The organism is Pseudarthrobacter sp. TE3704, from assembly GCF_056279405.1.
In genome coordinates this window covers 1-24,876 of sequence record NZ_JBWCCJ010000003.1, presented here as the reverse complement: position 1 = coordinate 24,876, position 24,876 = coordinate 1, and the positions used below count along the sequence as shown (strand labels likewise).

Genomic DNA, 24,876 nt, shown 5'->3' with positions numbered 1-24,876 from the left:
TCCTACTTCAGTCCGTCGGTATCGTGCTCGTCAGTTTCGTGCTTGTCTTTCCCGCCGTCGCCGTCCTTGGCCTTGGCATCCAGATCTTCCTCGAGTTTCTTCAGCCTGGCGGCCTCGGCCTCCTGGCGGCGCCGGACCTCGAGGTTGCGGAGGAAGTCAGGATCATCATCCGGAGCCGCGGGATGGCGATAATTCTGCTGCTGCGGGGATGTCCCGCGCGGCCGCCCGATGAGCAGCCACAGGATGGCGCCCAGCACGGGCAGGACGATCATGACCACAATCCACGCGGGCTTTGAGATCCCACGCGTGAGGCGGCCATCGGTCCGGATCACGTCCACGAGGCCATACACAAAGATGACGAGGACTGCCACGGCCAAAGCCACACGGAGGAGCATGCCATTAAGTCTATCGTCAGGAGGCCCACGGAACCTCGGGCGGGAGGCCGCTAAACTTGAATGTGGCCTTTTTGAAATATTCCCTGATCCGCCTGGCACTCTTCGTGCCGTTGTTCGTGCTTTTCACCCTCCTGCAGCTGGGCGTGCTGATGTCCGTCATCTGCGCAGCACTCATTGCCTTTGCCGTCAGCTACCTCTTTTTCCAGAAGCAGCGGGACGCGGCAGCCGCCGCCCTGCACCACCGGTTCTCCGGCAAGGCCAAGCCGCTCCGCTCAGCCGGCGAAGTACAGGACGCCCACGCTGAGGACTCCCTGCTGGACGCTAACCCCGACGTCGCCATCAGCAACGACGCCAAGGACCCCAGGGCGCGCGGCTGACCGAAGCGGCTAACGCAAAGCCCTAGAACCCGTGGCCGAGCACCAGGCCCAGTGAGAACAACACGCTGTAGCCGAGGTTGATCAGGCCGGTCTGCTTGAGCACCGGGATGAGGCTCTTGCGCTTGCGGCCGTTGATCATCAGCCACGAAGGCATCAGGCAGGCCGGAATCAGCAGCAGCACGATCAGCATCCACGGCCGGCCCGGAGCCAGGATGATCACCAGCAGGATGGCCAGGGCCAGCATCAGCACGTAGCTTTCCCGTGCGTGCTTGTCGCCCAGCCGTACCGCCAGCGTCTTCTTGCCCACCTGCATGTCCGTGGGGATATCCCGCACGTTGTTGGCCATGAGCAGGGCGGTGGCGATCAGCCCGGTGCCGATGGCGCCGATGATGGCGGGCAGGTTGATCTGTCCCGCCTGGGTGTAGGTGGTGCCCAGGGTGGCCACCAGCCCGAAGAACACGAACACGAAAACGTCGCCCAGGCCCATGTAGCCGTAAGGGTTCTTGCCGCCCGTGTAGCCCCAGGCCGCCATGACGCAGCCCAGTCCCACCAGGATCAGCCACCAGCTCTGGGTGATGACCACCAGGACCAGCCCGAACACCATGGCCGCGGCGAACGTGCCGAACGCGGCCCTTTTGACGTGCTCCGGTTTGGCCGCCCCCGAACCGACGAGGCGCAGCGGCCCCACGCGGTCGTCGTCCGTCCCGCGGATGCCGTCCGAGTAGTCGTTGGCGAAGTTCACGCCCACCTGGAGCAGGAGGGCCACCAGCGCTGCCAGGATGGCGTTGAACAGAAGGAACGAATCCATCTCGTAGGCGGCGGCAGAGCCGATCAGCACCGGCGCAATCGCAGCCGGCAGTGTTCGGAGTCGTGCGCCTTGGATCCATTGTGCGGCTGTGGCCACGGTCAGTACCTCATGTTGGTTCGGGAGTTCGACGGGGCGAAAAGCACGCGCCCGCCGCAATGGTGCACGTCCACTCTACTTTCCCTGGTGCAGGGCGCTGAGTTCGGCGGTCATGGCCAGCCGGTCGGGTTTCCCGTTGGGCAGCATCCGCAGCGAGGACGCGGCCAGGACGGTTTTGGGGGCCAGCATCCCCAACGCGCGGCGCCACTCCTGTTCAAGCACGACGGCGTGGTCCCCGCTTGCGCCCGGACCGCCGCCGGACTGCGCGGCGCCTTCGCCCGCCAGCGCCACGTAGGCCGCCACGGCCTGGCCCCACTCCGCTGACGGCACCCCGGCTACAAAAGCCGCCGCGACGGCGTCGGACTTTTCCAGCTCTTCCTGGATGTGGGCGGCGGAAACCTTCACACCGCCGGTGATGATCACGTCGTCCAGCCTGCCCAGCACGTTGAGGCGGCCGTCGTCGTCGATGCTGCCCAGATCGCTGGTGCGGTACCAGCGCACGCCGTCCTCCTCGAAGAAGGTGCCGGTTTCCTGGTCCGGGGCTTCCAGGTAGCCCGCGGCGATGGTGTCGCCGCCCAGCAGGATCCTGCCGTCCCCGTCCACGCGGACCGAGACTCCCTCCAGCGGGTAGCCGTTGTAGACGCAGCCGCCGGAGGATTCGGCGGAACCGTAGGTGGTGACCACGCGCACGCCGGCGTCCCGGGCTGCTGCCAACAGGGAGTCCGGTGCCGGGGCGCCGCCCAGCAGGACGGCGTTGAAGCGGCGGAGCACAGCCAGCGTCTCCGGGGAAGGATCGTCGAGGAGCCGCTGCAGCTGGGTGGGGACCAGGGAGGTGAAGCGGATCTTGTCCGTCAGTTCCAGTGCCGCGGCTGTGAAGGCCTCGGGGGTGAATCCGCCGGACATGTCCATGACCCAGGGGCGGGTGCCGGCGAACAGGGAGCGGACCAGGACCTGGATCCCGGCGACGTATTGCACGGGCAACGCCAGCAGCCACTGCCCTTCGCCCTTGAGCGCCAGTGCCGTGGCCATGGAGGACGCGGCCAGCGACTCCACGGTCAGGACGGTTGCCTTGGGTGATCCGGTGGAACCGGAGGTGCGGACCACGGCCACGGCGTCGTCGCAGCCGGGCGTTTCAATGTGGCCCACCACCAGGGCGCCGTCCGCGCCGATGGAGAGTTCGACGGCGGGGCCCTCGCCGTGGAGGGCGGCCGCGAGGGCTTTCAGGGCCGGTTCGATGTTGAGGGGGCCGCTATTCAATGCCGTTCCTGCCTTAGAAGTAGTGCGGGAAGCTGGACCAGTCGGGGTCGCGTTTTTGCAGGAAGGCCTCCTTGCCCTCCACCGCCTCGTCGGTCATGTACGCCAAACGGGTGGCCTCGCCGGCGAACACCTGCTGGCCGGCCAGGCCGTCGTCGGCGAGGTTGAAGGCAAACTTCAGCATCCGGATGGCCTGGGGCGACTGCCGGGCGATATCGGCGGCGTACTCCAGGGCCACCTCCTCGAGGCGCTCATGGTCCACGGCCTCGTTGACTGCGCCCATCCGGACCATGTCCTCCGCGGAATATTCGCGGGCCAGGAAGAAGATCTCCCGTGCAGCCTTCTGCCCGATCTGCCGGGCCAGCAGCGCCGAGCCGTAGCCGGCGTCGAAACTGCCCACGGTGGCGTCGGTCTGCTTGAACTTGCCGTGTTCACGGGAGGCGATGGTGAGGTCGGAGACCACGTGCAGGGAGTGGCCGCCGCCGGCAGCCCAGCCGTTGACGACGGCGATGACCACCTTGGGCATGGTGCGCATGAGCCGCTGGACTTCCAGGATGTGAAGCCGGCCGGCGCGGGCGGGGTCAATGGTTTCCTGCGTCTCGCCGTCGGCATAGCGGTAGCCGTCCCGGCCGCGGATCCGCTGGTCGCCGCCGGAGCAGAACGAGTGGCCGCCGTCCTTGGGGGAGGGGCCGTTGCCGGTGAGCAGCACAGTGGCAACGTCCGGGGTCATGCGGGCGTGGTCCATGGCCCGGTAGAGCTCATCCACCGTGCCCGGCCGGAACGCATTGCGGACCTCCGGCCGGTTGAACGCGATCCGCACGGTGGGCAGGTCACGCACCCAGGAGCCGTCGGCGTCGCGCTCCACCTGGCGGTGGTAGGTCATGTCCTGGAAGTCCTCGAACCCGGACACCACGCGCCAGCGGGTGGGATCGAAGACGTCGGACACCGGGGTGGGGATTTGGTTGCTCACCGTCCAAGTCTAGTAATCGGGCTCAGCTGATGCAGAACTCGTTCCCCTCGGGGTCGGCCATGGTGTGCCAGGAATGCGGGCCCTGGTTGGCCGTCCAGAGGAAGGAGGCGCCCCTCGCTTCCAGCTCGCTGCGGACCTCGTCCTTGTCCCGGCCCGCCAGGTTCACGTCCCAGTGCACCCGGTTCTTGACCACCTTTTCGTCCTCACCGGTCTGGAACAGGAGGCGCCGGGCCGGGGCTTTCGCCTCGATTTCCTCGGGCGGCCGGATGGCGGCACCGTCCCGCCACACCAGGTTTCCCCGGTGCGTCATGGTCTGGTCCTCGGTGGCGAAGCCCTGGTCGATCATGGAGCGGATAAACGTGGCGTCCTGCGGCTCCACCGCCCACTGCAGGGTTTCGGCCCACCAGTCGGCAAGCTCATGCGGCTTCTTGCAGTCGATGACAATCTGGATGTTCAGTCCCATCCACCCAAGGTACGGCGGCAGGTGCTCCGGCGATAGGGTGCGGAAGCAATGTGGGTCCCGCCGTTGCCTTCTTTAGGCGGGCACTTGCTGGATCTGCTCGAAGAGTTCCGGCGGGATGGCGTAGATGAAGACGACGGCCAGCAGGTTCTTGGCGGCGTGGACAAAGTAGGAGAACATCAGGTTCCTGCCGGTCCAAACGTAGACGAACACCAGGGTTGCACCCATGGCAAGGTATGGGAGCAGTGCGTTCAGCGTGATAGCTTCCTGTCCCGCAATATGGATACTTGCGAACAGGACGACGGACAGGGCGCAGCACACCCAGATGTTGATGCGCCGGCTGAGCTTGCCGATGAGCAGGTGCCGGAAGATGTACTCCTCCACGAATGGGCCAACCACCACCACCACCGGCACCATCAGCCAGGCCGGGACCTGCTGCATCAGTTCCTGCAGTCCGGCCTGGTTTTCCGACGTCTGCACCTCGCCGCCGATCGCCACCACGATGGCCGTCAGGATCAGCATGGCCACCACCGCTGCGGGCACCATCATCAACGTGAACCACGGCCGGGTGGCGAGGACCTTCAGGTCGCGGGCCATGACCCGGCGCGCGGCGAGCAGCGCCAGGATGCCCACCGAGCCGTAGAAGAGCAGGTTCACGGCGTAGGACGCAGCCGCCGGACTCGGGGCCACCTGCCGCAGGAAGGGTGCCAGGAGGTTCCCGGCCACGGTGAAGAACCCGGCGATTGCCACGTACATCGCCAGCGTGGCGAAATCCAGGGGCGAGAAGCGGTAAAGGTGTGGCTGCGGTGCGGGCGGTACGCGGTGGACGGTGGCCATACTTCAGCCTAGCCTCCCAACCAGGTAGCACTAACTGTCGTTATGGGGCCTCATAACGACAGTTGGTGCTACCTAGTTGGGCAGGGTTGGTCGTGTGACGGGATGACGCGAATGATGCGCGGGACGTTGGTCAAGAAAACGTGCTTCGCCTAGAATATTCGGTATGCCTAAATCTATGTTTCGGTGCGCCAAAGTAGCCGCCCGGACCAGCGCCGCGCGGACGGTGCGCTTCCGCGCCGCAGCCGTTGCCGCCGTCGTGCTTTCCCTCCTTTTGACTGCCTGCGGAGGCGGGGCTGAGGGCAACGGCGACGATGGCAAGAAGGTAGTCCTGACCACCTTCACGGTATTGGCCGACGTCGCCCGCAACGTTGCGGGGGACAAGCTCACCGTGGAGTCCATCACCAAGGCCGGCGCCGAGATCCACGGCTACGAACCGACTCCGGGAGACATCCGGAAGGCGTCCAAGGCGGACCTGATCCTGGACAATGGCCTGAACCTGGAAGCCTGGTTTGGCCAGTTCGTGGAGGGCCTGGACGTGCCCCATGCCGTGGTCAGCGAGGGCGTGGAGCCCATGTCCATCAGCGAGGACGCCTACCAGGGCAAACCCAACCCGCACGCCTGGATGTCGCCGCTGAACGTCAAGGTGTACGTGGACAACATGGTGAAGGCATTCTCCGACCTGGATCCGGACAATGCCGAAACCTTCAAGGCCAACGGTGAGGCCTACAAAGCCGAGCTGCAGGCTGTGCAGGACCAGATGACGTCCAGCCTTGCCGGTGTTCCGGAAAACCAGCGCGCCCTGGTCACCTGCGAAGGGGCTTTCTCCTACCTGGCCCGCGACGCCGGCCTGAACGAGCTCTACATCTGGGCAGTCAATGCCGAGCAGCAGGCCACGCCGCAGCAGATCACCCGCGCCATCGAATACGTCAAGGCGAACAACGTGCCTGCCGTCTTCTGCGAATCCACCGTCTCCGACGCCCCCATGCAGCAGGTGGTCGGCGCCACCGGCACCAAATTCGGCGGCACGCTCTACGTCGATTCGCTGTCTGAAGCGGACGGCCCCGTGCCCACCTACCTGGACCTGATCCGCCACGACGCGGAGGTCATCACCAAGGCGCTGACCGGAGCGGGGTCATGACCACCCCGGCCATCCTGGTGGACAACGTCACTGTGCACTACGGCGAGGTACTGGCCCTCGATGCCGCATCCCTGTCCTTGGACCCGGCGCGGATCTGCGGGCTGGTGGGCATGAACGGCTCCGGCAAATCCACCCTGTTCAAGGTGATCATGGGAATGATCAGGCCCGACGCCGGCACCGTCCGCATTAACGGACAGTCGCCTTCGCGGACGCGCCGGGAAGGCGGCATCGGCTACGTGCCGCAGAGCGAGGACGTGGACTGGCAGTTTCCGCTGTCCGTCCGGGACGTGGTGATGATGGGCAGGTACGGCCACCAGGGCTTCACCCGCCGCGCCTCCAAGGCGGACCGCGCAGCCGTGGACGAAGCACTGGACCGGGTGGAGCTCGGGGAGTATGCCGGGCGGCAGATCGGCCAGCTGTCCGGCGGCCAGAAGAAACGTGCGTTCGTGGCCCGGGGGATCGCGCAGGGAGCCACCACCATGCTGCTGGACGAACCCTTCGCCGGCGTGGACAAGCGTTCCGAAGCCACCATCACCCGGCTCCTGCGCGAGCTCGCCGCCGACGGCTGCACCATCCTGGTGTCCACCCACGACCTGCACGCCCTGCCCCAGCTGTGCGACGAAGCCGTCCTGCTGATGCACCGGGTCCTCATGCACGGGCCGCCGGAACTGGTCCTGCAGCCGGAAAACCTGGCCATGGCCTTCGGCCTGGACGTGCTGAACCGTGACGTGCCTGCCGACAGGAAGCGGGCCGTCTGATGGAACTGCTCCTTGAACCGCTGAGCTACGACTTCATGGTGCGGGCCATCGTCACCACCGCGCTCGCCGCCGTCGTCTGTGCCGTGCTCAGCTGCTGGCTCGTCCTGATCGGCTGGTCCCTCATGGGTGACGCCGTCTCACACGCGGTGCTTCCCGGCGTCGTACTGGCGTACATCGTGGGCGCCCCCTTCGCACTGGGGGCCCTGGTCTTTGCCCTCATTGCGGTGACCCTGATCGGGGTGGTCCGGAACACCAGCAGGGTGAAGGAGGACGCCGCCATCGGCATCGTGTTTTCCTCGCTGTTCGCGCTGGGGCTGGTGCTGATCTCGGTCACGCCCAGCCAGACGGACCTCAACCACATCATTTTTGGCAACCTGCTGGGCGTCAGCGTCCCGGACCTCATCCAGGTGCTGGTCCTGGGTGTGGTGGCGTTCGCCATCCTGATCCTGAAGCGGCGGGACCTCACCCTCTACGCCTTCGACCCCACACATGCGCACGCCATTGGGCTTTCCCCGAAACGGCTCGGAGCGCTGCTGCTCGGCCTGCTCGCCCTTACATCGGTGGTGGCGCTGCAGACCGTGGGAGTGGTGCTGGTGGTGGCCATGCTCATCATTCCCGGTGCCACGGCCTACCTATTGACGGACCGGTTCTCGCGGATGCTGGTCATCGCACCCACGGTGTCGGCCGTGTGCTCCATCGCCGGCATCTACATCAGCTACTACCTGGACACGGCCTCGGGCGCCATGGTGGTGCTGACGCAGGGTGTGGTGTTCGCGCTCGTCTACCTGTTCAGCCCCCGGCAGGGCCTGATCGGGACCCGCATGGCCAAGGCCCGGCGGAGACGCGCTGTCGCAGCGGCTTAGCAGCCCAGTCAGACGGTGAGGTTTGCGTTAAGGGATCTTTACCGGGGAACCGGCGTGCGGAAACATCGGCGGCGCAGGATGGGCTGTGCCAGTTGTTTGCCGGCCGAAAGGATCCCGCCCCGTGCTCACCAAGAACCTTTTCCTGCAGGGCATCTACCATTTCCAGGGCGTGGGGATGGAAAAGCCCGTGCCCATCCACAGTGAGCTCTCGCATTACGTCCCCGACGGCGTCGTCAACCAGACGCTCTACTTCCGCGGCGGCAACTCCAGTGCGGAGCTGATTGCCGTGGTGCTCCTGCGCAACGGCGTTCCCATGCGGTACTTTCCCATCGGCGCCAAGAGCGAGGTGCACGTTCCGCTCCGGGTGGTGGAGGACATCGAGGGCGGGTCCGTCATCGAGCTGTATGTGGCGGCGCCGGAAGGTGTCCATGGTTCCGTGGTGATCGACTTGGGCATGGTGGAACACTGATGACCAGCGTCCTGGACAGTCCCCGGGCACGGAAAACCGGCAGGGATCCCCGCCGGCGCCTCGTGGTCATTGGCAACGGGATGGCAGGAGCCCGGGCGGTGGAGGAGATACTGGCCCGGGGCGGCGCGGACCAGTTCAGCATCACCATGTTCGGCGACGAGCCCTACGGAAACTACAACCGGATCATGCTCAGCCACGTCCTCTCCGGCGAGGAGTCCGACGCCGACATTTTCCTCAACTCCCTTCCCTGGTACCGGGACAATGGCATCGACCTGCACGCCGGGGTGCGGGTGGAGCGGATCGACCGCTTTACGAAGCACATCTTTTCCAGCGACGGCCGGGTGACGCCATACGACACTCTCATCATCGCCACGGGCAGCCGTTCGCACATGCCGCCGATGGGCGGGCTCCATACGCCGGCCGGATCAGTCAAACCCGGGGTGTTCGGGTTCCGCACCATCGACGACACCCGCAAAATGGTGGCCCACGCGAAGGAGGACCACCACCGCCGGGCCGTCGTGATCGGCGGCGGACTGCTGGGGCTTGAGGCCGCGTACGGCCTGCGCAGCCACGGGATCGATGTGGAGGTGGTCCATTCCGGCGGCCACCTAATGAGTGCGCAGATGGGGCCCGACGGCGGCGCGGTGCTCCGCAGGAGCGTGGAGGCCCTTGGCATCGGGGTGCACACGGGCAGCCGCACCACGGCTGTGCTGGGAACCGACAGGGTGACCGGGGTGAGGCTTCGGGATAAGCCCGACATCGCCTGCGACATGGTGGTGGTGGCCGCCGGAATCCGGCCCAACGTGGACCTGGCGGTGCTCAGCGGGCTGCCGGTGGAACGCGCCATCGTGGTGGACGACCAGCTCCGGGTCCAGGACGAGGACGACATCTACGCGGTGGGGGAGTGCGTCCAGCACCGGGGCGAGGTGTATGGCCTGGTGGCACCGCTCTGGGAACAGGCCGTGGTTCTGGCGAACCACGTCACCGGTGCCGACACCAGTGCCGCGTACCTCGGCTCCCGGACAGCCACCAAGCTGAAGGTGGCCGGCGTGGAAGTGGCCTCCATGGGCCTGCACGGGCCCGAACTGGACACCGACGAACACATTGTTTTCTCCGAGCCCAGCCGCGGGGTCTTCAAATCCATCGTGGTCCGCGACAACAAAATGGTGGGCGCCACACTCCTGGGCGACAGCCGCAAGGTGGCCTACCTGACCCAGGCCTTCGACCGGGGGCTGCCGCTGCCGGAGGAACGGCTGAGCCTGATGTTCGATCTCGGCACCCCCGGGGAAGACGTGGGAGTGGCAGAGCTCGACGACGACGCGCAGGTCTGCAACTGCAACGGCGTCAGCAAGAAGGCGCTCGCCGGAGCCGTACGGGGCGGGTGCACCACCGTGGCCGGAGCGATGGATGCCACCCGTGCCGGGAAGGGCTGCGGGTCCTGCAAGCTGCTGGTGCAGCAGGTGGTGGAATGGGCGGCCGGCGGAGCAGTGGAGGAAGACCCGGCCGCCAGCTACTACGTCCCGGGTATCGCGCTGGACAAGCCGGCCCTGATGGCCGAGATCCGGAAACGCGGGCTCCGGTCGGTCTCCCAGGTGTTCCAGGCACTGGCTCCCGGCAGCGCCGAGGACGCCAAATCCAAGATGGGCCTGGCGTCCCTGCTGAAGATGATGCTGGCGGACCAGTACATCGACGAACGCGACGCCCGGTTCATCAACGACCGGGTGCACGCGAACATCCAGCGTGACGGCACGTTCTCCGTGGTGCCGCAGATGAAGGGCGGAGTGACGAGCGTCCAGCAGCTCCGCCGGATTGCTGACGTGGCCGAGAAGCACAACGTTCCGCTGATCAAGCTGACCGGCGGGCAGCGGATCGACCTGCTGGGAATCCGGAAGGAAGACCTGCCGCAGGTGTGGGCGGACCTGGACATGCCCTCCGGTTACGCGTACGGCAAGAGCTTCCGTACCGTCAAAACCTGCGTGGGCCAGGACTTCTGCCGTTACGGCACAGGGGATTCCACAAAGCTCGGCATCGAGATCGAGTCCCGCTTCCAGGGCCTGGAGTCACCGGCCAAACTGAAGCTGGCGGTGTCCGGCTGCCCGCGGAACTGCGCCGAATCCCTGGTTAAGGACGTGGGCGTGGTGGCCGTGGAGGGCGGCCGCTGGGAAATCTACGTAGGGGGAGCGGCCGGAGCCCACATCCGCAAGGGGGACCTGCTGGCCACCGTGGACAGCCCGGAAGAGGTCCAGGTCCTTACCGGACGGTTCATGCAGTACTACCGCGAGCGCGCCAACTGGCTGGAGCGGACGTACGCGTTTGTGCCGCGGGTGGGCATCGAGCACCTTCGCGCCGTGATCGTGCAGGATGCGGAAGGCCTTGCAGCCGGACTGGACGCCGCAATGCAGGCCTCCGTGGACAGCTACGTGGATCCGTGGCGGGAGCGCGATGACCCGCTGACGCCCGGCCAGTTCCGCACCTCGCTGCCGCTGACGGTCCTGCCGCAGGTTCCGGTCCGGTGAGCGGGATGATGAGCGGGATGGGCAGCGTCCAGTCCCACAACCTGGGCCCGGCTGACCAGATCCCGCCGGGGGAGGGGCGGGCCTTCGCCGTCGACGGGAAACAGGTGGCCGTCTTCCGGCTGCGTGACGGGTCCCTGCGGGCAGTGTCTGCGGTCTGTCCGCACAGCGGAGGACCACTCGCGGACGGCACCATCGACCAGCAGGTGGTGATCTGCCCGCTGCACCAGCATGCCTTCGACCTGCTCAGCGGGTGCTCAACCACCGGGACGGCACCGCTCGCCACCTATCGCGTCAGCCTGGATGGCGAGCAGAATCTGGTCCTGGAGACGGGGGCCGTGTAGTGCACGTCACGTAGCACCCCTCGGCGTCTTGTAGGATGGACGAGCCGCGTGAAGCTTCGGCTGAACGAAGAATTACGCTCACAAACGGTTGCCCCGGAGGCAAAAGGCCGAATTTTGTGAGCTAGATCATTCGTATCCCGGATGCGGCCAACCCCCAACCCACAAGGAACCGTTGTGCCTCAAAGTACCCCCACAGATCTCCAGAACAGCACGGCACCATCCACCGCCGTCGCCGACTCCTCCCTCAGCGCCGAGGGCTACAGCAAGACGCTGGGCAGGCGCCACGTCACCATGATCGCCATGGGCGGCGCCATCGGCGTCGGCCTCTTCATGGGCGCCGGCGGCCGCCTTGCCTCCACCGGCCCGGCCCTGATCTTCTCCTACGCCATTGCCGGCGTCATCGCCTACCTCCTCATGCGGGCCCTGGGCGAGCTCATCATGTACCGCCAGACCTCCGGCTCCTTCGTCAGCTACGCCGGCGAAATGTTCGGCAAGAAGGGCGCCTTCCTGTCCGGCTGGATGTACTTCATCAACTGGGGCATGACCGGCATTGCCGAACTCATCGCGATCGGCCTCTACTTCCAGTTCTTCTTCCCCAACGTCCCCGTGGAAGCCTCCGCCATCGCAGCGCTGGCCCTCCTGGTGGCAGTGAACCTGCTGAGCGTCAAGGCGTTCGGTGAGTTTGAATTTTGGGCCTCCTGCCTCAAGGTGGGCGCCATCCTCATCTTCCTGGCCGTGGGCACATTCATGGTCATCACAAACGCCCAGGTGGGCGACGGCAACGCATCCGTGGCGAACCTGTTCGCCGCGGAAGGCGGCATGTTCCCCAAGGGTGCCCTGGTGATGGTCCTGGTCCTCAACGCCGTGATCTTCGCCTACAACGGCATCGAACTCGTCGGCATCACCGCTGGCGAGATGCAGAACCCGGAACGCGAAGTGCCCAAGGCGATCCGCGCCGTCGTCCTCCGCATCGTGGTGTTCTACGTTGGTTCGGTCACCCTGCTGGCCATGCTGCTGCCCTCCGACCAGTACGTGGCGGGAACCTCGCCGTTCGTTACGGTCTTCGGCCAGATGGGCCTGGCATGGGTGGGCGACGTGATGAACATGATCGTTATCACGGCGGCCCTGTCCTCCTGCAACTCCGGCCTGTACTCGATCGGCCGCGTGTTCCGCACCATGGCCAACAACGGCCACGCACCCCAGTGGCTGACCCGGATGTCCAAGCGGCACGTTCCGTACGCGGCCATCCTCGCCATCGCGGCCTTCTACCTGGTGGGCATCCTGCTCAACATCTGGCTGGGCGGCTCCCACGCATTCGACCTGGCGCTGAACACGGCCTCCATCGGCGTGATCTTCACCTGGGGCGCCATCTTCGCCAGCCAGATCGCGCTGCGCCACCGCAAGGGCGTCACCTCCAGCCTGCCCATGCCCGGTTCGCCGTGGACCAGCTGGGCCGGCCTGATCGGACTGCTGGCCATCACCGTGCTGATCGGCTTCGACACCATGACCAGCAAGAGCGGCGAGGTGTTCTATCTGGGCCTCTGGACCCTGGCCACCATCCCGTTCTTCGCCGTCGTCCTGTGGCTGGGCTGGCAGAAGGTCAAGACCAACGAGCCTAAGAACGCGCTGTACAGCTAGAGCTTCCTGCGGCAGGCCGCTGGTTGAGCCTGTCGAAACCACGACGACGGCGGGTCGCCCCTGGGGAGGGCGGCCCGCCGTCGTCGTTTTCCTGGCTAGGGGAATCCGTTGAAGAGGAGGCACGCGGAAATGGTGGTGCCGAAGCGTTCGACGGAGGCAGACTGGGGCATGTGACCGAACCCTGGGTGCTCCACGTGGACCTTGACCAGTTCATTGCGGCCGTCGAAGTGCTCCGGCGGCCCGAGCTTGCGGGCAAGGCGGTGATCGTTGGCGGCCGCGGCGACCCGACCGAGCGGGCTGTTGTCTCCACGGCGTCCTATGAAGCCAGGGCGTACGGTGTCGGCTCGGGAATGCCGCTGCGCGTCGCCGCGCGGAAAGTGCCCGACGCCGTGATCCTGCCCGTCGACCAGGACGCCTACCTCGCTGCATCCGAACAGGTCATGGCGGTGCTGCGCTCGCAGCCGGGAGCCACGGTCCAGGTGCTCGGCTGGGATGAAGCGTTCATTGGCGTGCAGGCGGCGGATCCGGAGGCCTACGCCCGGCAACTGCAGCAGGACGTCCTCGAGGAAACCCGGCTGCACTGCAGCGTCGGCATCGGTGACACCCTGGTCCGCGCCAAGGTAGCCACCACGTTCGGCAAGCCCGCCGGCGTCTTCCGGCTTACCGAAGACAACTGGCTGGACGTCATGGGGACTAGGCCCACCATCGAGCTGTGGGGTGTGGGAACCAAGGTGTCGCGGCGCCTGGCCACGCTCGGCATCAAGACCGTTGCCCAGCTTGCAGCAGCCAATCCTGAAGACCTGGTCCCCGAATTCGGGCCGAAGATGGGGCCCTGGTATGCGCAGCTCGGACGGGGCGACGGCTCACGGACAGTGGATGACACGCCCTGGGTGGCACGCGGGCACAGCCGGGAAACCACCTTCCAGCACGATCTGACGGAGCCCGGGCAGATTGACGACGCCGTCCGGGAGTTGGCAGCGCACGTCCTGGAGGATGTCGCAGGAGAGGGCCGGCCGGTCATCGGGCTGACGCTCAAGGTGCGCTACGCCCCCTTCATCACCAAAACGTACGCCCGGAAGATCCCCGAAACGTCGGATCCGGCGGAGGTGCTGGCCCGCGCCCTTGACCTGGTGGCGAAAATCGAGCCGGACCGTCCCATCCGGCTCCTTGGGCTGAGGGCAGAAATGACCATGCCCGCAGAGTCCCGGGAAGGGCATACGCCCACCCGCAGTGGATGGTGAAGTGGCTGAAAACCAGAATGGCGGCGGATCCCGTGGGATCCACCGCCATTTCTGACTGTTGCAGCACGCCGTTCGCTGCGGCTGCATCAGGAAGGACTAGTCGCGCTTGAATTCGTCCTTGACACTTTCGCCGACCTTCTTGGCATCTGCCTTGACCTGGTCGGTCTGGCCTTCTGCCTTCAGGCGGTCGTTGTCGGTTGCGTTGCCCGCAGCTTCCTTGGCCTTGCCGCCCATATCTTCTGCTGCGTTACTGATCTTGTCTCCGAGGCCCATGGTGGTGGCCTCCTTTCGTTTCCGTTGATCAAACAATGCTTTTTCACCATAACACGAAGCTTGCTTACTATTTCAAGCCCACTGATCCTGCCGGCGGGGCTGGCGGTGGGCGGGCGGGCGCCTGTTGAATGTCGGTGGCCGCGGCTAGGCTCGAATTCATGGAGAACAGCACAAGCCTCACCCAGCATGTCCAGGCTCCACCCGAAAAGGTCTGGACCGTGATCACTGACATCCCCGGTTCGCCCGCAACGTTGTCCGGCGTGCAGGCGGTGCAGCTCCTTACGGACGGCCCGTACGGGGAGGGCACGCGGTGGAAGGAGACCCGGAAAATGCTGGGCCGGTCGGAGACCGTGGAGATGTGGGTGGCCCAGGCTGACCCGCCGCAGAGCACCACCGTGAAGGCAGTCCAGGGCGGCGCGGATTACAGCACGCGCTTCAGCCTTGCCCCGCGCGACGGCGGAACCGATCTGACCCTCACGTTCGGGGCTGAGGTTATTAAACCCACCGCCGCGAGCCGCATCATGATGGCACTTTTCGGAAAGCTGGGCATGGCGGCCACGCGCAAAGCACTCGCGAAGGACCTTTCGGAAATCGCTGCCAAAGCGGAATCGCTGTAGTGGCGGGCGCGCGGGCGGGGACGGGGAAAAGTGGCGGTCCGAAAGTGGCCGCGCCCCGGCTTTCGCCGGTGGTGCTGGAGGACCTGGCGGAGCGGCCGGCTCCGGACTTCGAGCGTGGTGGAAAGTACGACGGCGGGCGGTACAGCCGTGCGGCCGCCGACGGTTTGGAGTTGAGCGGCGCAGATTTCGCCGAGTGTGAGTTCGCGGGCGTGTCCTTCAATGACTCCCAACTTCGCGGGGCAGGTTTCCGCGACTGCATCCTGGGTGAGCTGTATGCCCCGGTTTTTCGGGCAGCCAGGACCACGTGGCGGGACGTCGAATTCCGCAATCCCCGGCTGGGGTCTGCCGAACTTTACGAGAGCGGCTGGCAGTCTGTCCGGATCGACGGCGGCAAGCTCGATTTCCTCAACCTTCGGGGCGCGAAACTGACGGATGTCCTGATCAGCGACTGCATCATCAACGAACTGGACCTCGGTTCGGCTGCCGGAACGCGGGTAGCACTGAAGAACTGCACCATCGGCGCCCTGGACCTGAACGGAGCCAAGCTCAAGGATTTCGACGTCCGCGGCACCGATTTCCGCACCATCAGCGGACTCGGCAGCATGGCCGGGATCGTCGTTGACGACTACCAGCTGGGCCTCCTGGCGCCCCTGCTCGCGGCGCACCTTGGCGTGACGGTCCTGTAGCCGGCCTTCACCCGGAGGTACGCAACGGCAGCCCTGCCGTGTACTATTTACAGAACGAACGGTCGGTAAGTGGAGGAATTCGCTGTGCCGGGCGCCGATGACAGTGCTGTTTATCGCGTGAAGGGTGTTTCCATGGCTGCAACCGCAGGTCCGCAGGCTTTCCTTGTTGGCGGGGTCCGAACGCCGGTGGGCAAATACGGCGGCGCGCTGTCGTCGGTCCGCCCCGACGACCTTGCGGCCCTGGTGGTCCGGGAGGCAGTGCACCGTGCGGGCCTTGATCCGGACAGCATCGATGAAGTCATCCTGGGCAACGCCAACGGTGCCGGCGAAGAGAACCGCAATGTGGCACGCATGGCCACCCTGCTGGCCGGGCTGCCGCTGCACATCCCCGGCATCACCGTCAACAGGCTCTGTTCCTCTGGGCTCAGCGCCATCATCCAGGCCAGCCATATGATCAAGGCCGGGGCCGCGGACATTGTGATCGCCGGCGGCGTGGAATCCATGAGCCGTGCCCCGTGGGTGCAGGAAAAGCCCACCAGCGCCTTCGCCAAGCCCGGCCAGATTTTCGACACCTCCATCGGCTGGCGCTTCACCAATCCCCAGTTCCAGCACGGCGGGCTGTCGCGCGACGGCAAGATGACGTACTCCATGCCGGAAACCGCGGAAGAAGTGGCCCGCGTGGACAACATCTCCCGGGAGGACGCCGACGCTTTCGCCGTCCGCTCCCATGAACGTTCCCTGGCGGCTATTGAAGCAGGCCGGTTCAGGGACGAGATCGTGCCCGTGACCGTTAAGGGCCGCAAGTCGGAAACCGTAGTCGACACCGATGAGGGCCCACGTCCCGGGACCACCATGGATGTCCTCGCCGGGCTGAAGCCCGTGGCGCACGGCGGTTCGGTGGTCACCGCGGGGAATTCCTCGTCCCTCAATGACGGCGCCTCCGCCATCATCGTCGCGTCCGAAGCAGCCATTGAGCGTCTCGGCCTGACGCCCCGGGCACGCATCATCGACGGCGCCTCCGCCGGTTGCGAACCGGAAATCATGGGCATCGGCCCCGTGCCCGCCACTCAGAAAGTCCTCAAGCGGAGCGGACTCAGCGTAGGCGACCTTGCCGCCGTCGAACTTAACGAAGCCTTTGCCACGCAGTCCCTGGCGTGCATCCGCCGGCTGGGACTGGAACCGGACATTGTGAACCTCGACGGCGGCGCCATCGCCCTCGGGCACCCGCTGGGTTCCAGCGGGGCCAGGATTGCCATCACCCTGCTGGGCAGGATGGAGCGTGAGGACGCCAAGGTGGGCCTCGCCACCATGTGCATCGGCGTGGGCCAGGGCACTGCGATGCTGCTGGAGAAAGTCTGATGCCCGGCGCCGTGGACCTGGCGGCGGAGAAGTTCCACGCCCTCCTGGTGGAGGAACGCGGCGACCGCGTGGTGGTGCTGCTCAACCGGCCCGAGGTGCGCAACGCGATCGACCAGCAGATGGTGGATGAACTGCATGTCGTCTGCGCCGCCCTGGAGCAGAACCCCAAGGTGCTGATCCTGGCAGGCGTCAACGGCGTTTTTGCCTCCGGTGCTGACATCGCCCAGTTGCGCGAGCGGCGCAGGGATGACGCGCTCCAGGGCATCAACTCCACCATCTTCGTGCGGATCGCCAAACTGCCCATGCCGGTGATCGCCGCCCTGGACGGGTACTGCCTGGGCGGCGGTGCCGAACTCGCGTACGCTGCAGATTTCCGGATCGGCACGCCCGATGTCCGCATCGGCAACCCGGAAACCGGGCTCGGCATTCTCGCGGCCGCCGGTGCCAGCTGGCGGCTCAAGGAACTGGTGGGGGAGCCCGTCGCCAAGCAGATCCTCCTGGCTGGGCGGGTACTTGGCGCCGACGAGGCGCTGGAGGTCAACCTGATTACCGAAATTCACGATGCCGCCGGCCTCCTGGATGCGGCACACAGCCTGGCGGACCGGATTGGCCGGCAGGACCCGCTGGCTGTCCGGATCACCAAGTCCGTGTTCCATGCCCCGTCGGAGGCCCATCCCCTGATCGACCAGCTGGCCCAGGGCATCCTCTTTGAGTCACAGGCCAAGTTCGACCGGATGCAGAAATTCCTGGACAAAAAAGCCGACAAGACGCCTGGAAAGAAGAACTGATGAACAACTCCATCCCTCCTTCCGGCCTGCCCGCAGCGGTGGGTGTCCTGGGCGGCGGCCGCATGGGTGCCGGCATCGCCCACGCCTTCCTGGTCAAGGGCGCCGACGTCCTGGTGATCGAGCGCGACGAACAGTCCGCCGAAGCCGCGCGTGAACGGGTTGAATCGGCGGCCGTGAAGAGCATTGAGCGCGGCGTGGTGGACGCCAATCTGGATGAAATGGTCTCGCGGCTGAACGTGGGCGTAGATTATGACGCCTTTACCGGGCGCCAGCTCGTGGTCGAGGCCGTGCCGGAGGACTGGGACCTCAAAGTCACTGCCCTGCGCCGCATCGAGGAGCGGCTGGCCGACGACGCGTACCTTGCGTCCAACACGTCGTCTCTCTCCGTTAATGGCCTGGCCCGGGAGCTGAAACGCCCGGAGAACTTCCTGGGCCTGCATTTTTTCAACCCGGTGCCGGCGTCCACGCTTATCGAAGTGGTGCTCGGCGAACGGACGTCCCCCGCGCTCGCCATCGCGGCAAAGGGGTGGGTTGAGGCACTCGGCAAAACCGCCGTCGTCGTTAATGACGCCCCCGGATTCGCCTCCTCACGACTAGGTGTGGCCATCGCCCTCGAGGCGATGCGCATGGTGGAGGAGGGTGTGGCCTCTGCGGAGGACATCGACGCCGCCATGGTCCTGGGCTACAAGCACCCCACGGGGCCGCTCAAGACCACCGACATCGTGGGGCTGGATGTGCGGCTGGGGATCGCGGAATACCTGCACTCCACCCTGGGGGAGCGCTTTGCCCCGCCGCAGATCCTCAAGGACAAGGTGGCCCGGGGCGAGCTGGGCCGCAAGACCGGCAAGGGCTTTTTTGACTGGCCCAGCTAGGCTTTCCGTCGCCGCGGTCTGACCCTCGGCCGCACAATGTCAGACCCCACTGTCATAGTTTTCCTATGGCGAGCAGGGCGGCATTGGAAGCGTTGGAGGTCCTTGAGGCGTCCCTTGCTGAGCTGGGTGCTGTGCTTCGTGGGAGCGGTGAGGGTTTTGATCCGTTGCGGGCGCAGGCTGATCGGAGCCTGGACGGGCTGGCCGGGGTCGCCCGGCTTGAGGCCGGGACTGCTGCGTTGAAGGTGCATCTGGCCGCAGGGTATGCAGAAGCTGCCAAGGCTGTGGCGTCACGGGCCATGGCGCCGTCCGGGGCGATGGCGCAGGAAGCGTCGATGGTCGCCGAGGTCGCCGGTGTGTTGACCATTGGTGCGAGGGCTGCCGGTGTGCTGCTGAACGAGTCGCAGGTGCTGGCCAATGTTTTGCCGTTGACCCTGGCGGGGTTGCAGGACGGAAGCCTGTCGTGGGCGCACGCGAAGGCGATGGTCGAGGAAACGGCCACCCTGGATCCTGCCGGGGCCGCCGCGTTGGAGGCGCATTTCCTGGGCCCGGACGCACCGAACCCGGCCCGCGGGTGTGCGGGGCCGGGGGAGTTGGTGCCGCACCGGTTCCGGCACAAGGCCCGGACCTGGCGCGAACGCCACCACCCCGAATCCCTTGAGAAACGCCACGCGAGGAGTGTTGCGGAGCGGCGGGTGGAGCACCGTCCGGACATGGACGGGATGGCCTGGTTCCACGCCTACCTCCCTGCGGACACCGCGTCGGCGATGTGGAACCGCACCATTGCCCTGGCCCGGGGACTGCAGGGCCCGGACGAGTCCCGCACCCTGACCCAGCTCTGCGCCGACATCTTCGCCGACGCCGTCCTCAGCAACGGACAGAACGGGCGCAACGGGCAGATCGGGCAGGACGGGCGCAACGGGCAGAGCCCCGGCGGTATGGTGGCGGAGGTCCGCACCCCGCACGCGGAGGTCCTGGTTACGGTGCCCGTGTTCTCGCTCATGGGTCTGACGGATGAACCGGCGATGCTCGACGGGCACGGCCCGATCCCGGCGTCAATGGCCCGGAAGTTGGTGGCGGACGGGGCCGGCTCGTTCTACCGGGTGCTGGTGGACCCGCGGGACGGGGCGCCGCTGGAAATCGGCCGCACCAGCTACCGGGTCACCAAGGCTATCCGCCGCTGGCTGCGGATGCGGGACGGCAAATGCCCCTTTCCCGGCTGCAGCAACAACTCCCTGGACAACGAGGCAGACCACATTCTCGCCTGGCATCACGGAGGAACTACCGGGGTCAGCAACCTGGGCCAGCCCTGCCCGAAGCACCACCGCCTCAGGCACACCAGCGGCTGGACACCCACCCCGGCCACAAAAAACGAACCACCCGGCTGGATCTCACCCTCAGGCAGACGGTACAAAAGCGAACACCAGGACTGGGAACCACCACACTGGCCGGAAACGCTGTGTGATGCCGTTGGCGGCTACCCGGACTTGGTCCAGCTTGGGGTGTCGCCGGGAGAAGCCGTCCTGGAACGGTTCTTGCACTCCCGTGGCTGAGCAGTCCCTAGTCGAAGAAGCCCACGATGTAACCGATGAAGTACAGGAGGAAGAGCAGGACGCCGGCTCCGATGGCACCCATCCAGAAGACCTGCTGGGCCTTTCCCGATCCCGGCTGCCTGGGCTCCTGGGTGCCTGCCACCGAACCTTCACCCGGTGGCGTTTCGCCGGGAGGTACTCCGCCGCCCGGTTCCAGGCCTGTGATCTTGTCGTCCTCCGGATCCGGGTTGGTTCCTGACACGTCAACTCCCTTGCTCGCCGTCTTGGTGCTGCCCCCAGCGTAACCGGCCCTGATTGCGGGGCCTAGGCTGGTGCAGTGACTTTCCTTGAACCCCTTACCCTGACCGGGCGGCATGTAATCCTCGAGCCTCTGGCCGCCGGACACCACGACGGCCTGGTGGAAGCCGCCAAGGACGGCGAACTGTGGAAGCTCTGGTACACGTCCGTTCCGGCCCCGGAAGAAATGGCTGCCGAAATCCGGCGGCGGCTCGCGCTGCAGGAGGAGGGCTCCATGCTGCCGTTCACCACCAGGCTGATCGACCCGGCAACCGGCGGCCCGGGCAGGATCATCGGCATGACCACCTACATGAACATCGACGCCGGCACGCCACGGGTGGAGATCGGCTCCACCTGGAACGCGGCGTCTGTGCAGGGGACCGGGACCAACCCGGATTCCAAGCTTCTGCTGCTGCGGCACGCGTTCGAAACCATCGGCTGCCCGGCAGTCGAGTTCCGTACGCACTGGCTCAACCACCAGTCGCGGGAGGCGATCGCCCGGCTTGGGGCAAAGCAGGACGGCGTCCTGCGCAACCACTCCCGAACCCGCGACGGACTCCTGCGGGACACCGTCGTGTTCTCCATCCTCGAGCACGAATGGCCAATGGTTCGCGCCGGGCTGGAGTACCGGCTGGCTAAGCGGGGGTAGGGCTGTCTGGCAAGGCTGTGATGCATTACGTCAGGACGAATGCATCCTGGCTGACCAACGAGGCAAAGTAACCGTGCCGGTAGCCTTCTCCAGTGGGATGGAAGTTCGCAGGATCCCGCAGATTTTCCGGGTTGAAGTTGATCCATGGGTCAGCTGACCCCACCCCATGTCCGGCGAAGGCCCCCGTGACATCCACGTACTGGACATCGTCGAACTGGGCATTGGTGAAATTAGCGACGCCGGCAATCACGGCATTAAGTGCACCAGCCAAGGAATTCACTTCGGCAGCTAAGGGATGACTTGGATCCAAGGGTAAGGGGTATCCCGTGAGGACAATCTTCGCGTCAGGTGCGATCGCATGGATTGTAGTCACCAAATTCGCCAGCTCCGTTGCAAAGCTATTGTCCGTCAGCATGGTCTCCACACGCGTACGCTCGGCGATGCATTCTTTGGATGTCGGAGCTGGAAGGCATGCGAAAAGGAGGCCGGTCGAGTCTATATCGTTCGCCCCTACGGTGAGCGTGACAATTTCCGCTTCCTGCAGAGCAACGACGGGAAGATTGGCCAAGACCAGGTCCATGGTCCATCCAGAGCAGGCGGCATTGGCTGTCAGCTGTACGTCCCGGAGTTTGTCCGCGATGGCAGGATAGCCCTTTTGGCTGACAAAACAGTTCGGGTCTCTGTACGGAACCGCGCCGTGGCCAGACGCGTAAGAGTCCCCGAGCGCAACGTAGTCCAGCTGGGGCGGGGGTGCCGCGTCCGCTGGGATTGCAGTGAACCCAAGTGCCATGGCCAGGCTGGCGATGCCGGCTGCAAAACCTGCGCGACGCCGTCGTACTGCTGTGTTTCCCATTGGGGTTCTCCTTTGAACATCAACTGTGGGCTCAGGCATCATCTAGGAGCCAGAGTACGCTTACCCTCCGCGCCGGTCACCGGGCCCACGTACTCATCTTTGCGAACGTGTACCTGTTTGTGACGTGCGGCTCCTGTGACTGATGTGATTAGCTGTCCGAATGAGCAAACCGGGCAGGTCCATGGACTGGGATGGCGCTGTCAACGCTTGGCACGTGGCCGGTGGTGTCTTTCGGATGGGACGCCGGGAATGGCTGACGGAAGCGGGCTGGCAACAGGCGTACGACGCCGGCATCCGCACCGTCGTTGACCTTCGGAACGCAGTGGAAGCGCGGCGCCGGGACACCGACCCCGTCGTCTCCCGGGCAGCTTGGCAGGGCATCTCCGTGGTCGCAGCGCCCACCGAAGAGCCCAGCGATCCGCGCCTGACCGCCGTAACCGGCCCCTACCTCAACGACCCCGCCTACTACGCCGACAATGCCCGGATCTTCCCGGAAAAGCTCGTCGGCGTCTTCCAGGCCTTGGCCGCAGCCGCAAGCCGTGGCGACGTAGTGCTGCACTGCGCGGCCGGCCGCGACCGCAGCGGCATGGTCGCCGCAATGGTGCAGGACCTGGCAGGGGACTCCGACCAGGACATCGCGGAGGGCTACCGCCGGGCGGCCCGCGGCATCAACGAGCGCTACCGCACCCACGGCCCGCCGCACGATCGGGAACGGTACGTGGAGGACGCCGAGCTTGAACCCCTGCTGGAGCAGCGTGGCCTTGCGGTGGTGGACTTCGTGCGCACCCTTGATACGCGGAACTTCCTCCTGCGGAACGGCCTGGCTTCCCTTGAGCTGGAGGCCGTCCTGTCATTGTGCGGAGCAGGAGTGGCCCGATGAGGGCAGGCAGCCTCAGGCGGTTCCTCTCGCTGGGCGCCGTCGCCGGGGTTTTGGCGTCCTCCGTGTACGTGGCCCCAGCGTGGGGAACGGGCGAACCCGCAACCGGCCAGCCTGCCGGTGCCACCACCGACAGTCCGCACGCCTCGGGCTCCGGCCTGTCGGAGCGCGCGCTTGCGGAGGCGGTGCAGCGCGACCTCGGGCTTACCCCGGAGGAGTTCACTGCCGCCGGAGAATTGGGCACCAAAGCCGCCGACGCGGCAACCCAGTTGCGTAGCGTGACGGGATACGCCGGCATCAGGCTGGAATCCGGGCAGATTGTGATTTCGGGGTCGGGACCAGAGCTGCTGGAGAAGGTGGCGGCCCTTGCCGTCACGATCCCTGGGCTGGTCCTTGAAGCGCCGGCCCCTGCGGCGTCACCTGCGCCGGCAGCGGAGGGTGAGCAGTCCGGTGCTGGCGTTTCGCGGGAGTCCCGCTCCACCGAAGGTGCAGAGCTCGCCGTGAGCGCCGACCAGCTGTTTCAGGCCTACCTGCGCGAAGTGGGCCCCCAGGGCCTGCAGTCCGTGGTGGCCTCCGGCGGCAGATTTGTCATCCGGACCGGCGGCGTCAACACGCCGGAATCAACGTCGGACGCCGGCGCCAATGCCCCTGCCACCGGTTCCGGAAAGGTGTCGCCCGCGGAGTTCGTCGCACGGTACGCCAACGTGGAGCTCGACGGCGGCGCCTCCCTTGCGCCTGAAGCGGACGTTCTCGGGGGAGTGGGCTATATTGCCGACACCGGCTGGATCTGCTCCACGGGCTTCTCTGCCTTCGACCCCGCCGGCCTGCCCGCCGTCCTCTCCGCGGGACACTGCGCGTCGGATGGTGCAGCCGAAACGGCGACCCTGGAATTCCAGTTCAACCAGGTAGGGCTGCTGGGCAGGTTTGGGTTCAGCCAGTACGGCGGCCCGGGCAATTCCCGCATCCTTGAAAATCCACTGAACCCGGATAACCCCGGGAACGTGGGCACCGACATCTCCGTGATCGAGTCCCTGCGACCGGACATTGACCCGCTGCCGGCGGCCAGTACCTGGGGCAACCCGTCCGAGCCCGGTCCCGACGTGAAGATCATCGGCAGCGCGGATCCAGTGGCGGGAATGCCGGTGTGCCGGTCCGGGCGGTCGTCCTTCTGGTCCTGCGGGACGATCGACGCTGTGGGCATCTTTGTTGTTCCAGGCCCCGGCTACGCGGCCGACCCCACAGACCTTCGTGCCTTCCGCGGCTTCCTCTCCTACGCTGTGCAATCCAGCGGTGGTGACTCCGGCGGCCCTTACATCAGCGGCAACTACGCGGTGGGGACACATGCGGCAGGGGATACCCCTGACGAAAACGGCAACGTCATCCAGAACATGGCTATCGCCGCAACCCTCAGGGACAGCCTGGCCGTCCTTCCCGGCTATGCGCTGGAACTCTTCCTCAACAAGCCCACCGTCACCACGCCTGCGCCTGGCGCCACCTACGAGCCGGGGCAGCCCCTCGCCGGGACGGTTTCGGCGGCTCCCGCCTCTGCCGTCGCCGCGGGATCGAAAGTCCGGATTACGCTGGACGGAGAGGCTCCTTTCGAAGCCCCGGTTGATACCGCAGGAAACTGGAGCTTCCCGGCGCCTGACGGCAGGGAGGTGCTTCGGTTTACTGCGGAAACTGTGAATGGGTTCAGCGTTTCCGGGACGAACAGCTTTGAGTTTGCGCCGGCTGAACCGTCGGATCCGGAACCCCCGGCGCCAGTTGACCCGGGACCGCCTGCGCCCGCTGACCCGGCGCCTGCTGGCCCCGAACCCCAGCCGGCTCCCGTTCCGGCTGACCCGGCTCCCGTTCCGGCTGACCCGGCTCCCGTTCCGGCTGACCCGGCTCCCGTTCCGGCTGACCCGGCTCCCGT

Annotated in this window: 27 protein-coding genes; 18 read left to right on the top strand and 9 right to left on the bottom strand. The window is 66.1% G+C overall.

Features of this window, described 5'->3' with window-relative positions; genetic code table 11:
• Window positions 1–2: 2 nt before the first annotated feature.
• Entirely contained in the window at window positions 3–395 is a 393-nt protein-coding gene (locus ACZ9BC_RS07855; RefSeq protein ID WP_476245440.1) for a PLD nuclease N-terminal domain-containing protein, read from the bottom strand.
• Window positions 396–457: 62 nt separating this feature from the next.
• Between ACZ9BC_RS07855 and ACZ9BC_RS07850 the strand changes: the two genes are divergently transcribed.
• Window positions 458–772, top strand: coding sequence for a DUF4229 domain-containing protein (locus ACZ9BC_RS07850; RefSeq protein WP_476245439.1), 315 nt, complete (start codon window positions 458–460; stop codon window positions 770–772).
• 22 nt (window positions 773–794) lie between these two features.
• On the opposite strand, the gene ACZ9BC_RS07845 is transcribed toward ACZ9BC_RS07850, so the two are convergent.
• From ACZ9BC_RS07845 to ACZ9BC_RS07825, 5 genes are all read right to left on the bottom strand, one after another.
• Window positions 795–1,676: a 1,4-dihydroxy-2-naphthoate polyprenyltransferase gene (locus tag ACZ9BC_RS07845; RefSeq protein ID WP_079597494.1), complete on the bottom strand. Its 882-nt coding sequence runs from the start codon at window positions 1,674–1,676 to the stop codon at window positions 795–797.
• Between the two features lie 75 nt (window positions 1,677–1,751).
• A complete protein-coding gene (locus ACZ9BC_RS07840) occupies window positions 1,752–2,933 on the bottom strand; it encodes an AMP-binding protein (RefSeq protein ID WP_476245438.1) in 1,182 nt (393 codons plus the stop codon).
• A 13-nt stretch (window positions 2,934–2,946) separates the two neighbouring features.
• Window positions 2,947–3,900 carry a 1,4-dihydroxy-2-naphthoyl-CoA synthase gene (locus tag ACZ9BC_RS07835; RefSeq protein WP_476245437.1) on the bottom strand — a complete coding sequence of 318 codons (954 nt, stop codon included), beginning with the start codon at window positions 3,898–3,900 and terminating at the stop codon, window positions 2,947–2,949.
• A 22-nt stretch (window positions 3,901–3,922) separates the two neighbouring features.
• Entirely contained in the window at window positions 3,923–4,363 is a 441-nt protein-coding gene (locus ACZ9BC_RS07830; RefSeq protein WP_476245436.1) for a VOC family protein, read from the bottom strand.
• Window positions 4,364–4,435: 72 nt separating this feature from the next.
• Entirely contained in the window at window positions 4,436–5,197 is a 762-nt protein-coding gene (locus ACZ9BC_RS07825) for a lysostaphin resistance A-like protein (RefSeq protein ID WP_476245435.1), read from the bottom strand.
• 163 nt (window positions 5,198–5,360) lie between these two features.
• On the opposite strand from ACZ9BC_RS07825, the gene ACZ9BC_RS07820 reads away from it, so the two are divergent.
• The 8 genes from ACZ9BC_RS07820 to ACZ9BC_RS07785 all read left to right on the top strand — a co-directional run bounded on the left by ACZ9BC_RS07820 (window position 5,361) and on the right by ACZ9BC_RS07785 (window position 14,161).
• Window positions 5,361–6,335: a metal ABC transporter substrate-binding protein gene (locus tag ACZ9BC_RS07820; protein ID WP_476245434.1), complete on the top strand. Its 975-nt coding sequence runs from the start codon at window positions 5,361–5,363 to the stop codon at window positions 6,333–6,335.
• Window positions 6,332–7,093, top strand: coding sequence for a metal ABC transporter ATP-binding protein (locus tag ACZ9BC_RS07815; protein ID WP_476245433.1), 762 nt, complete (start codon window positions 6,332–6,334; stop codon window positions 7,091–7,093). The genes ACZ9BC_RS07820 and ACZ9BC_RS07815 overlap by 4 nt, the downstream gene beginning before the upstream one ends.
• Window positions 7,093–7,956: a metal ABC transporter permease gene (locus ACZ9BC_RS07810; protein ID WP_476245432.1), complete on the top strand. Its 864-nt coding sequence runs from the start codon at window positions 7,093–7,095 to the stop codon at window positions 7,954–7,956. Before ACZ9BC_RS07815 ends, ACZ9BC_RS07810 begins: the two co-directional genes overlap by 1 nt.
• A 121-nt stretch (window positions 7,957–8,077) precedes the next feature.
• Complete coding sequence (locus ACZ9BC_RS07805; protein WP_476245431.1) at window positions 8,078–8,425, top strand: molybdopterin oxidoreductase; 348 nt, start codon at window positions 8,078–8,080, stop codon at window positions 8,423–8,425.
• Window positions 8,425–10,941, top strand: coding sequence for a nitrite reductase large subunit NirB (gene nirB, locus ACZ9BC_RS07800; protein WP_476245430.1), 2,517 nt, complete (start codon window positions 8,425–8,427; stop codon window positions 10,939–10,941). The genes ACZ9BC_RS07805 and nirB overlap by 1 nt, the downstream gene beginning before the upstream one ends.
• Window positions 10,942–10,949: 8 nt before the next feature.
• Window positions 10,950–11,282, top strand: a complete 333-nt coding sequence (locus ACZ9BC_RS07795; RefSeq protein ID WP_476245968.1) for a Rieske (2Fe-2S) protein — start codon at window positions 10,950–10,952, stop codon at window positions 11,280–11,282.
• A gap of 174 nt (window positions 11,283–11,456) precedes the next feature.
• Window positions 11,457–12,920 (top strand): amino acid permease, encoded by a 1,464-nt coding sequence (locus ACZ9BC_RS07790; protein WP_476245429.1) that lies wholly within the window; start codon window positions 11,457–11,459, stop codon window positions 12,918–12,920.
• 170 nt (window positions 12,921–13,090) lie between these two features.
• Entirely contained in the window at window positions 13,091–14,161 is a 1,071-nt protein-coding gene (locus ACZ9BC_RS07785) for a DNA polymerase IV (RefSeq protein WP_476245428.1), read from the top strand.
• A gap of 96 nt (window positions 14,162–14,257) precedes the next feature.
• Here the strand turns inward: ACZ9BC_RS07785 and ACZ9BC_RS07780 are convergent, their stop codons facing one another.
• Complete coding sequence (locus ACZ9BC_RS07780; RefSeq protein WP_079597484.1) at window positions 14,258–14,434, bottom strand: CsbD family protein; 177 nt, start codon at window positions 14,432–14,434, stop codon at window positions 14,258–14,260.
• Between the two features lie 158 nt (window positions 14,435–14,592).
• Between ACZ9BC_RS07780 and ACZ9BC_RS07775 the strand changes: the two genes are divergently transcribed.
• The 6 genes from ACZ9BC_RS07775 to ACZ9BC_RS07750 all read left to right on the top strand — a co-directional run bounded on the left by ACZ9BC_RS07775 (window position 14,593) and on the right by ACZ9BC_RS07750 (window position 20,306).
• Window positions 14,593–15,051, top strand: coding sequence for an SRPBCC family protein (locus ACZ9BC_RS07775; protein WP_476245427.1), 459 nt, complete (start codon window positions 14,593–14,595; stop codon window positions 15,049–15,051).
• A 44-nt stretch (window positions 15,052–15,095) separates the two neighbouring features.
• Entirely contained in the window at window positions 15,096–15,737 is a 642-nt protein-coding gene (locus tag ACZ9BC_RS07770; protein ID WP_476245426.1) for a pentapeptide repeat-containing protein, read from the top strand.
• Between the two features lie 132 nt (window positions 15,738–15,869).
• Window positions 15,870–17,096, top strand: coding sequence for a thiolase family protein (locus tag ACZ9BC_RS07765; protein WP_476245425.1), 1,227 nt, complete (start codon window positions 15,870–15,872; stop codon window positions 17,094–17,096).
• A complete protein-coding gene (locus ACZ9BC_RS07760; protein WP_476245424.1) occupies window positions 17,096–17,884 on the top strand; it encodes an enoyl-CoA hydratase/isomerase family protein in 789 nt (262 codons plus the stop codon). The genes ACZ9BC_RS07765 and ACZ9BC_RS07760 overlap by 1 nt, the downstream gene beginning before the upstream one ends.
• Window positions 17,884–18,756: a 3-hydroxyacyl-CoA dehydrogenase family protein gene (locus tag ACZ9BC_RS07755; RefSeq protein ID WP_476245423.1), complete on the top strand. Its 873-nt coding sequence runs from the start codon at window positions 17,884–17,886 to the stop codon at window positions 18,754–18,756. Before ACZ9BC_RS07760 ends, ACZ9BC_RS07755 begins: the two co-directional genes overlap by 1 nt.
• Before the next feature lie 65 nt (window positions 18,757–18,821).
• Complete coding sequence (locus ACZ9BC_RS07750) at window positions 18,822–20,306, top strand: HNH endonuclease signature motif containing protein (protein WP_476245422.1); 1,485 nt, start codon at window positions 18,822–18,824, stop codon at window positions 20,304–20,306.
• Between the two features lie 7 nt (window positions 20,307–20,313).
• Here ACZ9BC_RS07750 and ACZ9BC_RS07745 read toward each other — a convergent pair whose 3' ends face one another.
• Entirely contained in the window at window positions 20,314–20,547 is a 234-nt protein-coding gene (locus ACZ9BC_RS07745; RefSeq protein WP_476245421.1) for a DUF6480 family protein, read from the bottom strand.
• A 75-nt stretch (window positions 20,548–20,622) separates the two neighbouring features.
• On the opposite strand from ACZ9BC_RS07745, the gene ACZ9BC_RS07740 reads away from it, so the two are divergent.
• On the top strand, window positions 20,623–21,231 hold the full coding sequence (locus ACZ9BC_RS07740) for a GNAT family N-acetyltransferase (RefSeq protein ID WP_476245420.1): 609 nt from the start codon (window positions 20,623–20,625) through the stop codon (window positions 21,229–21,231).
• 25 nt (window positions 21,232–21,256) lie between these two features.
• On the opposite strand, the gene ACZ9BC_RS07735 is transcribed toward ACZ9BC_RS07740, so the two are convergent.
• Window positions 21,257–22,084: an SGNH/GDSL hydrolase family protein gene (locus tag ACZ9BC_RS07735; RefSeq protein ID WP_476245419.1), complete on the bottom strand. Its 828-nt coding sequence runs from the start codon at window positions 22,082–22,084 to the stop codon at window positions 21,257–21,259.
• A 160-nt stretch (window positions 22,085–22,244) separates the two neighbouring features.
• Here ACZ9BC_RS07735 and ACZ9BC_RS07730 point away from each other — a divergent pair, with 160 nt between their 5' ends.
• Complete coding sequence (locus ACZ9BC_RS07730; RefSeq protein ID WP_476245418.1) at window positions 22,245–22,964, top strand: tyrosine-protein phosphatase; 720 nt, start codon at window positions 22,245–22,247, stop codon at window positions 22,962–22,964.
• On the top strand, window positions 22,961–24,876 hold a 1,916-nt coding region (locus ACZ9BC_RS07725), incomplete at its 3' end, for a S1 family peptidase (RefSeq protein ID WP_476245417.1). The genes ACZ9BC_RS07730 and ACZ9BC_RS07725, both read left to right, overlap by 4 nt.

Coding starts and splice junctions, on each gene's coding strand:
- ACZ9BC_RS07855 (WP_476245440.1), bottom strand. CDS start 395: ATGCTCCTCCGTGTGGCTTTGGCCGTGGCAGTCCTCGTCATCTTTGTG.
- ACZ9BC_RS07830 (WP_476245436.1), bottom strand. CDS start 4,363: ATGGGACTGAACATCCAGATTGTCATCGACTGCAAGAAGCCGCATGAG.
- ACZ9BC_RS07825 (WP_476245435.1), bottom strand. CDS start 5,197: ATGGCCACCGTCCACCGCGTACCGCCCGCACCGCAGCCACACCTTTAC.
- ACZ9BC_RS07820 (WP_476245434.1), top strand. CDS start 5,361: ATGCCTAAATCTATGTTTCGGTGCGCCAAAGTAGCCGCCCGGACCAGC.
- ACZ9BC_RS07815 (WP_476245433.1), top strand. CDS start 6,332: ATGACCACCCCGGCCATCCTGGTGGACAACGTCACTGTGCACTACGGC.
- ACZ9BC_RS07810 (WP_476245432.1), top strand. CDS start 7,093: ATGGAACTGCTCCTTGAACCGCTGAGCTACGACTTCATGGTGCGGGCC.
- nirB (WP_476245430.1), top strand. CDS start 8,425: ATGACCAGCGTCCTGGACAGTCCCCGGGCACGGAAAACCGGCAGGGAT.
- ACZ9BC_RS07795 (WP_476245968.1), top strand. CDS start 10,950: ATGAGCGGGATGGGCAGCGTCCAGTCCCACAACCTGGGCCCGGCTGAC.
- ACZ9BC_RS07780 (WP_079597484.1), bottom strand. CDS start 14,434: ATGGGCCTCGGAGACAAGATCAGTAACGCAGCAGAAGATATGGGCGGC.
- ACZ9BC_RS07775 (WP_476245427.1), top strand. CDS start 14,593: ATGGAGAACAGCACAAGCCTCACCCAGCATGTCCAGGCTCCACCCGAA.
- ACZ9BC_RS07765 (WP_476245425.1), top strand. CDS start 15,870: ATGGCTGCAACCGCAGGTCCGCAGGCTTTCCTTGTTGGCGGGGTCCGA.
- ACZ9BC_RS07760 (WP_476245424.1), top strand. CDS start 17,096: ATGCCCGGCGCCGTGGACCTGGCGGCGGAGAAGTTCCACGCCCTCCTG.
- ACZ9BC_RS07755 (WP_476245423.1), top strand. CDS start 17,884: ATGAACAACTCCATCCCTCCTTCCGGCCTGCCCGCAGCGGTGGGTGTC.
- ACZ9BC_RS07750 (WP_476245422.1), top strand. CDS start 18,822: ATGGCGAGCAGGGCGGCATTGGAAGCGTTGGAGGTCCTTGAGGCGTCC.
- ACZ9BC_RS07735 (WP_476245419.1), bottom strand. CDS start 22,084: ATGGGAAACACAGCAGTACGACGGCGTCGCGCAGGTTTTGCAGCCGGC.
- ACZ9BC_RS07730 (WP_476245418.1), top strand. CDS start 22,245: ATGAGCAAACCGGGCAGGTCCATGGACTGGGATGGCGCTGTCAACGCT.